Here is a 14,811-nt window from a genome sequence, read left to right as displayed (position 1 = left end):
ACAGCGAACGGCTACTTCCTTCTCCGGCGCACTAGCATGAAGCTGAAGCCCAGGAGCAGCAACACCATGCGCCCTGGTTCAGGGACCACGGTGATGGTTCCGTCCGTGTAGAGCTTGCTGAGATCCCAGAAATAACCACTGCCCTGCAAGACGGCATCGAAGCTGGATCCAATCGTGAACTCCTGCTGCGACCCCTCGGCGAAAGTGACTCCTGCCCAGTCAAACAGCTTCCAAGTGTCGCCGTAAGCCCAACTCGCAATTCCGTTGGCATTCGCAATATTGAGCGTTGCTCCTGATCCAAGAAAGAGCTGTCCGTCGAGATCCAAGGCATCGCCTTCATTCAGACCTCCAGTTCCGGCCGTCGTCAGATCAAATTCCAGTGAGCTACCCGACTCAAAAACCAGTGCTCCACTGCCCATTGTACTGACCGTCAATGTTCCCGCCTGTGCAGACCCGAGCGTAGAATCTCCCACGGCCAGCTTACCCCCAGACTGAATCGTGATGGACTTTCCTTCATCAAGATGAATTCCACCGGTGCCTCCCAGGACCGCACCGGAGGCCACGTTGTAGCTGCCCGCCTTGCGATAGTAAGACTCCCCGGCATCACCATGGGTCCCATTCACCAGCAGAGTACCCGCACTGACCGTAGAGTCGCCGTAGAAGTAGTTCGAGCCTTCCAACTTCAAAGTCTTGCCTGCCCCGGTCTTGGTGATGCCAGCGTTAGTGTTGATGGAATCTACGTTTTTCAGCACCCCGCTGATGAGGTTGAGCTCATTGATGACGTTCACGTGATCACCGATCACGTTGTTGTGCATGTCCAGCGTGCCGCCGTCCAGTGTGATACGGCTGAGGCCACTTCCCCCACCATCTTGAATCTTCACCCACGAATTGAAGACACCACCGGTGAGATTCAGGTGACCGTTCGTGGAGTCGCCTGAAGCAAGGATGATGCTGTTGTCACCGAAGGCATAAACAGTAAACTCCCCACCGCTGACGTTTAGTTGACCACTGACATTTCCGCCAGCCGTCCGGCTGGCTATATTGACCAAATTGGCAAAGAACTCTCCTTGGCTGAAACTGACCGTACCCGTAGCACCACCAGTGCTTGCCCTTGTCCGCCGTCCAATATTGAGTTCATTCGCATAGACAGTCACATAGTGTCCGGCCAGATTGAGTGTGCCTCCAATGGTAGCCCCAGTGTCCACTTCGGTAGCGACGCCTACGTTGATGTTGACCGAGCTTCCTGAAACACGCCCTTCAATCACTGCAGTTCCGGACGCGCTTCCAAATGTCAGCAACGCATTGGGTGTTTTGCCCCGCCCGATGTCGAGGGTGTTGGTCTGGATGATGTTGACTCCTGCGCCCAAATACATCTGCGCGTTGGTGCCTGCATTGTTACCATTGCTGTTTCCGATGGTCACCAGATTGGCGATGATCGTATTACTGGTGTTGGAGAGGCGGAAGACAGAGTTATTTCTCGACTCATACCCAACCCTCAGCGTTCCAACTGTGGCGGAAAATGATCCCAGGTCCCGCAGATCAAGTTCCGAGGTATTCTCCCCGTTGTTCTGGTCCACATTCTGTATGCCTACTGAGAAGGTGCCTGTGCTGTTGTTCACCACCAGGGAACCGGCCCCATTGATTGTGGCCTTGGTTGTGCTCGTATTGATATAAGGATCAGCAACCGTTCCGGACCCGATCCCTACCTTGAGACTCTCCGCGCCATTAACGGTCAAGGTCTTTCCTGCAGCGATCGTAACCGTATTGGAGGTGGCCGTATTGCTTCGGAAGCGAAGACTGGCGATCGTTTGATCTTCGTTCACCTGCAGAATGCCAACGTTGGCGGCATCTCCCACCACGACTGCACCGGTCGTGGGAAGCGCATTCACTCCCGCCACCACCAAGGTGCCCTGCTTGATGTTCGTTCCGCCGCCGTAGATGCTCTGGCCGGACATGGTCACTGTTCCAGCCGTGGTCTTGTTCACTGCCACATTTCCCGCCAGCCTCGCGCTCACCAAGCCATTCAACAGCTCAAAGCTCGTGGTGCTGGTGAGCAGAGACGCGGCAGTACCCGTGATGGAACCGTTAGTCAGGGTCACCTTGCCCACGGTGTCCGTGTAGGCGTTGACATCGAGAACAGCCGTCGCGCCGTTGACCAGCACATCCCCCGCGCCAAGCACATTGTTGCCCCCGAAGCGGAGCGTCCCGTTGAGCACTGTCGTCAGCCCCGAATATGTGCTGGCCCCTGCAAGCGTCTGGGCTCCGGTGCCAGTCTTGGTCAGGGACATGCCGCCGGTGCCATCCGCAATGACCCCAGAGAAACTCCCGTCTTCATTGCCAGCGCCGAGCACCATCGTGGTTGCGGCAACGCCTCCGTTGGTGACCGTGCCGTCCCCGTTCAAGCCGTCGATGGACTCCGCCTTCCCGTTCAGGTCGAGCTGCCCCCCTGCTTCGACGGTAACATCCGCTGCATCTGCAATCTGATTGCCATTCAGCAGCCTGACCGTACCGCCGGACTGGATCCGCAGGTCATCAGAGATGGAGGCGACTCCATCCGCCTTACCAAGCAGTAGAGTTCCTCCACTGACAGTGAAAAGACCAGAGAAGGTGCTGGCATGAGATCCAGAGAAGGTCAACGTTCCCGATCCCGTTTTAGTCACATTGGCACCCGATACGCTCAGGCCGAGGGTGAGCGTACCGCCGGCCCCGACATTGAGCACAGGGGCGGCATGGGCGAGCACCAGGTTCGTATTGAGCACCACTGGCCCCGCGCCGTTCACCGTGATGGCGTTCTGCCCGTTGATCCGCAGCTGGTTCGTTCCATCCGACAATGTGGCCGGAGTGGCGTCATTGAAGGTCAGGGATCCGATGCTCATGTTGGCTCCAAGCACCATCGGCACATTTTGATTGGTCGCGCCTGAGGCGGAGAAGATCACATTGGTGTTGGCGCCTGGTACCAGGGGGGTATCCGCACCGACATCCGTCACCCAGTTGCTCTGTGTGGTGCCATTGGAGACAGCCCAGACGTGACCGAGGGCACCGCCCCCGCCTGTGAAGCCACCCTTCCAATAGGCGGTGACGAGTTCCGCAGCAGCAGCCAGGTACACCGTGACGGCGGTGTCCGTTTTGCTAATGCCATTGGTGCCCTGGGCGGTATCCACCTTGAAGCCCGTCATGTTGTACACGAGGCCCAGATTGTAGGTGCCGGCATTGAGGCCGCTGCCAGCAGTGATCACGTTGTACGCACCAGCCGCATAGGAGTTACCCGAGATTCCAAACAGGTCCAGCGTCACGGTCGCACCGGTGGTGGTGGCACCGCCCGCACCTACGACGATCGAATTGCCCAATTCCGCCCCGATCCGGCTGGTGTTGGCCAGGGTCAGCCCCGCCACTGTCAGGTTGTTTCCAAGAGCTCCGCTCTGGTAGTGGAAGGTGGCACCGCCGGACACCGTCAAACGGGAGGTGCCCGAGAGGCCGTTCTTGTTGGTCACTTTCAGCGTCCCTGCAGTAACGGCCGTGGCACCCGTGTAGGTATTGGCACCAGTGAGGATCCAGGTCCCCGATCCACTCTTCGTAAGCGGGAGGGCGACGGTGGCGCCGTTTTCGATGACCGCATTGATCACCCCGTTACCGGGGCCGTCCAGCGCCAATGTCCGGCTGGTATCCTGGGCGCGCAACCGGGCCGCATTGATGATCAAAGTGCCCGCCTGGGAAAAGTAGGTAGAGCCTCCATTCCCTGCCGTGAGGCTGATGTCGCCTGTCACGTTGAGGGTGTTGACCCCTGAAGCGTTATACAACACACCTGCAGTCGCTCCGCTATTGCCCGCACCTGATGTCCGCATGGCTGCAATGGTCACATTGACCCCGCCTTCAAACCAAAGCGTAGGGTTGCGGCTCTGGGCGGAGTCCCCGCTCAGCTCGACCGTATTTGCCACCGATCCGAGCGCCTTGTCGGAAAGCACCTTGAGCACACCCTGGTCAACCTTCACAAGACCGGTGAACGTATTGCTGCCGGAAACGGAAACCGTTCCCGTCCCCTCTTTGCGAAAGCCGGACGCTCCGGCGAGGTTCGCGGAAATGTTGCCGTTTCGCACAGTGTAGGCACCTCCCGCAGTCAACATTCCGGTCCCCGTGATGTCTCCGTTGTCCAGAGTCACAGCGCCCACGGAATCATTGAATGCGCCCAGTGCCAGCACCCCGCCGCCCGTGATCGTCACGGCCCCCGTGTTGACGATCTGATCTGAAGCAAGCAGCTGCGCGGTGCCTCCATTGATCGTGAGAGCCCCGCCGATGGCATTGGTCCCGGCCGTTTTGTTCAGCGCCAAGACGCCGCCGAGCACTGTTGTCAGGCCGGTATTCGTATTCGCCGTCGTCCCCGTCAGAGTCAGGGTCCCGGCACCTGTCTTTGTCAGCCCTAGTGTGGCGGTGCCGCCGTTGCGAAGCAGACCTTCAAAAGTGCTATTGGCCCCGCCAAATCCGACCGTAAGCACCGATGCTACCGATCCCGAGATATTTTCCACCGTGCCCACCCCGTTCAACCCACCGATGGTTTCATTGAATCCGTTCAAGGACAGCAAGCCTCCCGTGTTGAGTGTCACAATGGAAGTGTCCGCAATCTGGTCAGAAGCACGCCAGAGCACACGGTCTGTGCCCGATCCATCGCCAGCGGAGAGATTGCCCGTGATGGCATTCATGCCCGCTGTCTTGCTCAGCTCCACGGTCCCCGCGATCACTGCCACGGCTCCCGTGTATTCATTGGCTTCTGCGCCACTCAAGATAAGCGCGCCAGTTCCCGCCTTGGTGAAGCCAGCCGAACCCGTCAACACGCCTGACAGCGTCAGTGCTGTGGTGCTGTTCACCGTGATAACTGGCGCGGCGTTGGCTAGATTCAACCTGACGGCCAGGTTGGTGGCCCCCGCTCCAGCGTTAGTGGTGATGGCGTTGCTCTTTGTCAGAGACAGCTGATAACGCGCATCCGTGAGGTTGGCCGCTCCGGTGCTCTGCACGGTAATGCTGCCCAATGACATGTCTGCACCGAGTGACATGCTGGTGGCATCCCCACCTGTTGCAGAGATGAAAACGTCCGTTGCCGCACCGGGCACCAAAGCCGTGGCGGCACCTGTGGCATCAGCCCCCCAGTTGCTTGTGGCGCCGGTCGAAACCGCCCATTCACCTGAGTTTCCAGTCACGCGTCCGCCCACCCACCAGGCCTGGGTCAGAGCAGTGGCCGCCGTGAGGTTGGCCGTGATGGCCGTATCCGTCTTCGCGTTCAGGGTCGCGGTGAAATTGGAGTTGTTGTAAACTCGGAGCGAATAGTTGGCCCCGTTCAATCCACCTCCAGAAGCTTGTAGAAGGGTTGTGCTGGCTGGCAATGAACCCAATGACGAATTGGCAAACAGTCTCAGGCCCACATTGCCCGCTGTAAGAGCCCCCACTGCGCCACTGTTGACGGTGCCACCGACCTCGACCCCGACGAAACTGCCATCCCGCAAGTCAAGGTTTTGACTCGAACCCTGGGCCAGATTCATGGTACCACCCGATCCGGTCACGAAATGGAATGCGCCACCCGCCTCTACGATCAGACGGCTCGACTGTCCCAGTGCGGAGCCGGAATTCGCCTGAAGCACGCCTGCCTTCACCGTCGTCGTCCCCGTATAGGTATTGGTGCCGGTCAAAATCGTGCGCCCCGTCCCCATCTGTTCCAACTTTCCGTCTGCCCCGGTGATCGCATTGCTCACTGTGGTGCTGTTGGAGCGATTGAAGGCCAAGGACGCGCCCGAGCCAAGCGTTACCTGACCAGCGCCCAGCACCCCCGTGAGGCTCCCAGATCCCACTTGGAGCCTACCTCCCGCCGCCACGCTTGTTCCACCCGTGTAGGTGTTCACCCCTTCCAGCACCAAGACATCTCCCACCACGGCAGTGATGTTGAGGCCCGTCTGCCCCCCGTTCACTTCACCGAAGTTTTGCAGCCGGCCGCTTTTGAAATTCAGGGTGGTGATGCGGTTCGTTGCATCGCCGATATTGCGCCCTTTCATGTCCAGGGTGCCGCCCGTCACATTGATGATGCTCGAAGCTCCGACGCCACCGCCATGGCTGATGTCCACGTTCGAGATCAAGGTCCCACCGCTCAGGTTCACAATCCCTTCAGCCGTTGCCGTTCCGGTCGTTCCCGTACGTGTCCCCAGAATGAAACTTCCCCCAGCATTGACGGTGAAAGTGCCCCCACTCACGTTCAGAATGCCGCTGGCTTTTCCACCGGTTCCGGCGGCGTCCTGCTGGCGGATCCCCATGCTGAGGTTGTTCACGGTGAAGGTCCCGCTGTCGAATGAGATGGTCCCGGTGGCGCCGTTGCCGCCGTTGCCGCTACGACGCCCCATGACAATGTCCCCGGCCGTCACCGTGGCCACGTGACCTCTCAAATCCAGCAGACCCACCAGGTTTGCCGCCGTCGAATCCGAAGCACTGGCGAGGACGAAGTTCGCCGCGGTGCCCGCGGTCTTCCCTCCGATCGTCACCGTGCCTGGACTTCCCGCCGTCTGGGAGGCAAACCGGAGAGTTGCATCCCCTTTGGAAATACCGAGATTGATCGTCGTCGCACGGATCACGTTGGTCCCGTTCCCCAGCACCATGACACCGGCTGCAGCATTTTGCCCACCCGTGTTGGAAATCTGAATGGTGTTGGCCGTGATGTCATTGGCCGTATTCGAGAGATTGAGAGTTGCCTGATTCAACTTGCCCCACGCCACCCGCAGTTCATTCACGTTGGCTGTGAAGGAAGTCAGACCGGTCATGTCCAGCGTCGTCTGATTGAGGGCCGCATCCGCAGCCGTGGGCATGCCCACTTCGAAGTTCCCGCCAGTATTATTGACCTGAAGCGCGCCCCCGCCAGCGATGGTCACGTGGGTACGCGTATTGTCATTCGTTCCGATGTTACTGGCATTGTAACTACCAACTCCCACCTTCAAACTGTTGGTCCCGTTGACCACCAAAGTGTTGCCCGCATTGATCTGAAGGGTGTGAAAGAGAGCCGCCCCATTCTGCTGAAACCGGAGCGAGGAAATGGTAAACGTACCCGAAGCATCCATGATGCTGGTCACCGTCCCCGCCGTGCCGGCGTTCCCTGCTGTGTCGAAGACAACGGCTTGCGCTGCCTGCGTCGCATTGTCAGACCAGTTGGCAAGGCTCGTCCAGAGGTTGTCGCCCGCCTCATCATCCCAGGTGGCAGCTGAAGAAGATCCCGCAACGGCCAGACACCCTAATCCTACCCATCTGAGGCCGGAACGTGCCGAAGCAAGAGCCTGAACCGACGATCTGGTTCTAGGGACGACGAGGGAGCACAAACGGCTCAGTGCGGCGATCATGGGGGCTGGGGGGGATTTTTTGGTGCCGTGGGCACCAAACAAGTCAACGATCAGGTACGGGTTGCACCGACTGGTTCTTTGCTTTGTGAACATTTTTAGCCCCTATGCAACTCCGCTCATTCTTTTTCTGCGGAAATAACGCTTCACGTCGACACAAACCGCTTCAACACTAAGCACACCCCTGATACCCCACCAAAGATCACCTTTAGACGCCGCTTCTGCGGAACGGAGAGCATGACCTGTACATTTTGTTTTGTTTACGGCAGCAACTCTCTACGGCCCTTCATGCAGTCGCCCCCGCCCGTCGGCGGCGCAGTGCCCAGCCCACCATCGCTGCCAGCAACAACACCATCCGCCCCGGCTCCGGCACGGTGGTGACGATCAAGATGCCGTGGTTGGTGAAAAGGGAGGTATCCCATGCCAGCCCGCTGCCCAACGTCGGGAGCAGCAAGTTGCTGCCGGTCTCTCCACCTACGCGGTAGGTGCCGCCGGCACTGAACCCGGTGCCGGTTACGCTGGCCCAGTCGATGAGATTGAAGACATCACCTGCTTTCGCTCCGGTCAGGTAGTTGAGATCCACCACAGAGATGGTGCCCGCTCCGAGGCCGCCACCTGAGAGATCCATCTGGCCGTTGATCTCCAGGTGGTCGTGCATGCCAGTCGTGATCGTTCCCGATAGCTGGCTGGCCCCCGGAAGTGCCAACAGTGCCGCGCTGTAGGCGCCGGTATTCGTGACGTCCGCCAGCCCGCTCACCCAATGAGTGGCCGAAGTGATCTGGAACTCCAGCGTGCCTCCTGCATTCAGCACCAGACCGCCGTCCACGAAGAGGGTGCCCAGGGCCGCGCCAGCGGCATCGCCCGGAGCGAGTTTGCCGCCGCTGTTGATACTGTGAACCACCCCGGTGCGAGCCTGCACCACCCCGGTGCCGGAGAGCACCCCGCCGTTGTTCACGGACAGGGCACCCGTTCCTGAACGCCCCACGCCATCAGCTGAAGCCCGGGTGCCCGTGCCTCCCTTGCCCACCTGCAGATTGCCCGTCTCCACCACCGTCGTACCGGTATAGATGTTCAGCTGCGTCAGCACCGCAGTCCCGGCACCTGCCTTCACCAGATTGAGCCGGTTCGAGTAAACAGCCGCGGACGCAGAGCTGTACCACTCCGGTGTCACACCGTCCTGAAAGAGGATGTCCCAGTCGGTGTTGGTGGCCTGTACCACCCTCAAAGTGCCTTCGTTGTTGGAGGCGTTCTCCACATAGATCTTGTTGGTGGCGGCATTGCCGGCCACCCTAGCCTTGAGATCCCCAATGGACACCGTCTTGCCACCCAATTGGAGAGCGCTATTGTAGCCCAGTTCCACCTTGTTGGCGCCAGTCAGCGCCAGATTGTTCCCCATGCGGATGAAGTGCTCCTGCAGGTTGTTCAGGCTTGCATTGCCAGTTGTCAGCGTCCCGGTCCATGCGGTCTGGCCATTGGCACTGGAGTTGTCGCCATTGATGAGGAAGGTGACCTTGGCACCGTTGGTTGCTACGCCAGTAAGAGTGACATCCGTGTAGAGATTTCCCGATCCACTGAAGTGGCCGTTGAAGACCAGGTTCCGGTAGGCGCCCGTGACGTGGGAATACTGGAGTTCACCGGTGATCGGAGCAAGCGAAGTGGCGGCACTGCTCTCGACAAAGACCAGATGAGCATCACCATTGAGGGTGATATCTCCCTCGAAGAAGAAGGAATCTTGATTCCGTCCATTCGCTGTGGCTGGGGAGAGTCCGGCTCCGATGTTTCTCACCTGGGTCCCCGCGTTGGCCCTCACAATGATGTCCTGATTGATCCGGTATTGCGAGGTGAACACTTGGTTGGCAGAAAGGAACAACGAAGCTTCACCACTTGTGGCAGTAATGCTGCCTAGCGTGATCGTGCCCCCTGCCCCCAGGGTCATGCCCTGACCAAAACCATTGACCCTCCCTTGCAGGATGTCCCAGTTGCCCGTGTAGGTCACATTGTTCTGGTACAGAAAGAGCGTCCCTGTGCCAGTCTTCACCACATTGCCCGTACCTGCCAAGAAGCCGTCAGCCGTGCCAGCTCCGTTCAGGCGCAAAGTGCCACTGCCTGTGATGTCGAACGTTGCCCCTTTGGAAGCAATCGTCATCACACCGTCAATGTATCCGTCCGTGTGGGCTGCCGTGGTTCCCAGAGTCGCACCATCGAGGGTGATCCACTCTTTAGTGCCCGCTGCGGCAGACGTCATCTGCACATCAAGCCGGGCGCCCTCCTCGACCACTGTTCCATCGATCGTGGAGTCGTTGCTTCCCAAGATCCCAGAGTCCGCTGTTGCCGCGATATTCACTTGAAGAGTTCCTGCTTTTACAATGGTCAGCCCGTAGTAGGCGTTCCAGATCTGCTGGGAATTGGGCGTGGAACTGAAGGTCGTTGGAATCGCCTCATGATTGGTCAGTATCAGTCTGCCCGCTCCCTCTTTAATGAGGTCTCCCACTCCAGGATTAGCCGACATCTGAGTGGAGGCAATATTTCCGGAAAGGATGTTGTCTTCCGAGCGCACTGCTCCACCAATCGTCAAGATCGTGCTCGCATGCGTCACGTCAATGTAGCCACCGTTCCCCCCCAAAGTTACAGATCTACCAAAGTTGAGACTTCCCAAGCTCTGAGTTTGCGGCGTTGACGTATGCGCAAACCGCAAGCGACCTCCATTAAGGTGCACGCCCCCTGAGCCTAGTGACTCCACCGATCCCACCCAGAGCGTTCCCACCTCCCACTGATTGTTTTCGGCCATGGCCCCGCCGCTGACGTAGGTGGTGCCAGTGTAGTAGTTGGTCGCCTTTTTCAAGAGGGTGGTACCCGGCCCCGCCACGACGAGATTCAGCTTGGTCACGCCCGTTAGCGCAGTGACGGCCTGGTTTGGACCGTAGTCATGGTTCTCAGTGAAGTCCACAATGGTCGAGTCAATAGTGAACACGCTTCCCGTGTTGTAGTTATGGATGATCAAGTCACGAGCAGTCGGCCCTGGCAGCGCCGTCATGCTGCCGGGAGCGACGGCAGCAGTGAAGTAGGTACTGGGGAGCGCGGATGTCAGATAGCCCCCGCTGATTCCCGCCGACGCCGCACCGACAGAGTTCGAAACCAGAATGGCCCCGCCGTCCCCGGTCGTCCACCCCGCGCCATCCCAGCCATTCAGGCCTTGTGTTCCCAACACCAGGCGATCCGCGCTCCCTGCACCGGACCCGATGGTGATAATGCTGCCGCCTGCAGCGCTGGCGGCGAATCGAATGGCGCGCACGCCCACGATGTCCAGGTAGGACGCATCGCCAGTGCTGTACTTGTTGCCCGTCACTGCACCGGCAAACCCATTGGTCCCGCTGAAATCGTCGTCGGTGAAGTATCCGTTGACGTTCGTGTCCTGGACCAGTGTGGTCCAGGTGCTGACATCTGGTGCTCCGGCTCCAGAGTTCACGGAATAGACGCTGGGGGAATTGGCCACATAGCCCGCCGCATCGACGATGCGAGTGTTCCCGTTCATCTCCAGGAGGAATGCAGCAAAGTCCACGTACGCAGTTCCATTTTCATCCAAATACTTGTAAGTGCTGTAAGGGATGATGGTTCCAGTTCCGAGCCCCAGCCCAGCGAGACCCGCGCCTTCCGGAGCATTCTGGGAATAATAGAAGTTGGCTGCGCCCTTGACCCGCGTGTTTGAGAAGAAGTTGACGGTAGCCCCGGCGAAGCGGTCCGGCGCCCGCCAGTACCAGCCGGGATTCAGCCTGTTGTCAATTATCTGCGTGACGGGGTTCACCAGCCCCAGATGCAGGTTCAAGGTCTTCTCGTCGCCAGGGTTCAAAGTGATAGATGAGTTTCCGGCACGGAAGGTAAGGACACCTCGCATGTACTCCGTGTTCGTGTCCCCAAGCGAGCCTTCATTCGTCAGTCGCAACTCCCCTCCCGCCATGGTGAGCTGATAGGGATTGTTCTGGTTGGTTGTCAGACCGCTGATGTGAGAGAACCCCTCCGCCTTGCCGCTGTAGTTCAGCACCAGAGTCCCGCCGAAGACATTGATGCCACCATTGATGTCGGAACTGCTGGTACCGCCGTTGAGCACCACCGTACCCCGTCCCACTTTCGACAAGGCGCCAGTAGCCTGATCCACCCTGTAACCGGCCCCATCTGTGAAGGATGTGTTGAACTCTGCGGTCCCGCCTGCCATCTGATACAAGCGAGCTTCTCCAAAGTTTTGAGTTCTGGTTGTCCCCGCGACGGTCACAGGCGCCGCCACAGTGAAATTCAACGCAGCCGTGGTAATGGCCGCATTTACCGGAGCACTCAGTGTCACAGTGCTCGTGACCGCATCAATGGCGGTGATCACGGTGCCAGCACGGATACCTGTGCCGCTGATGCCCATGCCGACCTGTAGATTCGTCACATCGGCAAGCTGAATCGTGCTAACCGGGCTGGCAAAGGAGAGCGAGGTGGAGGTTGTCACACCTGTTCCGGTCAACGCCTGATTCAGTGTTATCGTTCCGGCTTGCACAGACAGCACCTGGGTCCCGGCAGGCACACCAGTACCCGTGACAATCATCCCGACGACTATGTTGCTCGTGTCGATTGCAATTACCCGGGTATTTTGCGCGCTGCTTGCCGTTGGCAGCTTCGTCGCCACCACGTTGGTCCAGGTTGTCGCCTTCGCCTTGTTGGTCGGGCTGATGTTCAGGCTGAAGGTGAAGGTGGTTGACCCATTGCTATTTCCAAAGTGGACGGTGCCTGAGGTATTCTCTCCACCAATCAACAGCGCCGAATTGGATGAATATGCCGCATTCGTATTCCCGTAAACGAACGCACCCGTCCGGAAGGCAGCACCATCTGAACCCAGCAGAATGGCGCTGATATTGCCAGCCCGGTCCATCTCAGTTGTGCCGTCATTTTGGCGGATAATCGTACGGTTGAAGGTTGTGCCATCCACTCCCAAACCCTTGTTGAAGTGCACATATCCCGAAGTAATGCCCAGGCTGGCATTGCTGTTTGTAGCATCTTCAAAGAACACATTGAACTTGTTGTGGGTCATGGTCTTGTTGGAAGCTGTCGCCGCAGTGTAGCCCGCGATGCTTATCAGCAGCTTTTCACTGGAATTCAGAGCCGCTCTTCCGTCGATATCTGCCAGTTCGCCGTTGATCACCAGATTGCCATTTACCCCCCGCACACTGGTAACCGACGTCTGATCATTCTGAATGGTGAACCCACGCCCTGAATCCAACCCAGTATTGAGAGCCGGATTGGTCGCACCAGTTCCCGTAATGTTTCCATTGATGACCATGGCCGCGTTCGCACGAACCGTGAATGTCAGCACCTGACCGTATTCTCCAGATTCCAAGGCATTGTCCAAGTAGACATCACCGTTCCAGGAATTGGCCTTGCCACCGGCGCTATAGAAAACGCCTGCACGAAAGAGCATGTCTTTGCGCAAAGTCTCATCGGTCATAGAGCCGATATTGATGCCATTCATGATCAGGAAGGTTGCGTAGTTAATCACTTCGTTGCCCACGCCCCCCTTCCCAAGAGCAGTGTCCGTGTAGACCCACAGTTCGTTCAAGGCATGAGTCGTGATGCCGCTGTAATTGTTCCATCCATAGAAGTGAGCTTGCCCGCCCCCTGTTTTCGTCACTCCCCCCGTGCCAGTGATCGTGGTGTAAAAGGTGGCGGAATTTGTAACATCGATGTAGATGATCGCCTCCCGGCTCCCAAAGTCCAAGGTCCCTCCACGAATGAGAGCACCGCCGTAGAGACCGGAGCCGCCAGCGTTGAGCCTGCCGCCGTTGAAGAACAGTGTTCCAGAACCTCCCGTTACCTCTGAATGCAGGTCATCCCCTTCATAGTCGCCCAGATGTACCACGTTAAAGTCGGCAATCCGAATGCTGACACTGGCGGCGACCGTGGCGCTGGACGGCGCTTCCACCCACAAAGAGTTGAAAGCCAGGTGCCCTGCCAGCGCGTTGTTTGCAGGCCCCACTCGAATGGTCAACGGGATCACAGCCGTACCACTGACACCGGTCACCTTGACGTTGTCATCCGGGTTGATGGTGAGTGTGCCACCAGCAAGGTTGCTTGAGGCGATCACCTTTGTCGTCGCACCGCTGCCAAGCTCTCGAAACTCCGTGCTGTCCAATGGGCGAACGTAGTTCACGTTGTCGATGGTTTCCACCGTCATCAAGCGGTTGCCGAACCGGTTGAGAACCGTATTTTCCGACACGTTGCCAAAGGCACCGATGAGCACCTTGCGATTGTATCCGGTCGATCCATCGCCCCCCACCAGCCACTGACTTGGCAGATTGTTCAGGATGATCTTGGTCAGCGTTTGCGCCGAAGACGGGGCGGTGGCGCTGAAGTAACTGTACCCAGTAGGGGCTTCGGCGGTGGCCATTTCCGCGAATGCCACAGTGCCCCCCACGCTACGGGTGTAGTTGTTCATCTCCAGTGTCAGAACATTGGCCAGGATGGAGGTCGCATTCCCCCCCGCCGAATGGTCGAACCTCACAACATTGTGTCCGTTCTGCACTGAAAGGGCACCGATCTCTTCATGAGTATTCACTCCAGCAACGTTGTTGCGACGCATCACGAGACCGTTGCTGCCAAACCCTTGGGCCAGCGAGACCGTAGCCGTGTCGCTGATCCTGTCATTGTTGTTGGCGGTGGTGTTGTCCAGAAGCAGGGATCCGCGCACCATCCTGATCAGTTGCGTGTCCACAGATCCCGAGGTCCCCCCCAGTGCCAACGTGCCGCTCAAGACAACCAAGTCACCCGTGAAGGTGTTCTCTCCAGTGAGCGTCAACGTCACACCCCCGGTCTTCCGAATGGAGACAGTTCCGTCGCCGTCCTCGATGAGCCCGCCGAATGTCGTGTTTGCAACAACAGACTCCCCGACGGCAATTACGGAGGTGGTGCCCACCTTCGAGTTCCTCACTTTCCCTGTTCCAAGCAATTGTCCGATGCTTTCACTGTTTCCGTTCAGATCCAGGGTCCCAAAAGCGTTGAGCGTCACGATGGTCGCAGCCGTGATTTGATCGCGAAAGTTCGGGAGGTGCGTACTGCCCAGTCCTGCATAGGATCCACCAATCTGGACCGTCGCCGTGTCAACCGCAGTCGCCCCTCCGACATTCAACGCCCCGGTGACAGCCCGAACCAACGTCGAACTGCTCTTCGCAAGCACCACCGTCCCCTGCTGTGCATTCAGCAGGTTGAGCGCATTGTTTGCAGTCCCCGTGATCAGCAACGTGCCCGCGCCAGTCTTGGTCAGGGTGCCCGCCCCGATGGCTCCGTCGAGCTGCAGGCTTCCGGCAGCATCCACCACATTGACATTGAGCGCAGTGGATAGGGTGAGGGCATTGCGAATGATGTCCAGCGCCACCCCCTGCTTGGTCAGAGCATTGCCTCCAACCTTGTTGAAGGTGATGGTGGA

The 14,811-nt window shown here is 58.5% G+C and carries 2 protein-coding genes; both read right to left on the bottom strand.

What is annotated here, in order from left to right:
• Positions 1-11 precede the first annotated feature (11 nt).
• Positions 12-7,361 (bottom strand): autotransporter-associated beta strand repeat-containing protein, encoded by a 7,350-nt coding sequence (locus BV106_RS17440; RefSeq protein ID WP_265595795.1) that lies wholly within the window; start codon positions 7,359-7,361, stop codon positions 12-14.
• Between the two features lie 283 nt (positions 7,362-7,644).
• Entirely contained in the window at positions 7,645-14,760 is a 7,116-nt protein-coding gene (locus BV106_RS17435) for an autotransporter-associated beta strand repeat-containing protein (RefSeq protein WP_265595794.1), read from the bottom strand.
• Positions 14,761-14,811 lie beyond the last annotated feature (51 nt).

This window comes from Verrucomicrobium sp. BvORR106 (assembly GCF_000739655.1).
In the GTDB taxonomy this organism is placed as follows: Bacteria; Verrucomicrobiota; Verrucomicrobiia; order Verrucomicrobiales; family Verrucomicrobiaceae; genus Verrucomicrobium.
The sequence above is the reverse complement of the archived record's forward strand: the minus strand, read 5'-3'. Positions and strand labels throughout refer to the sequence as shown.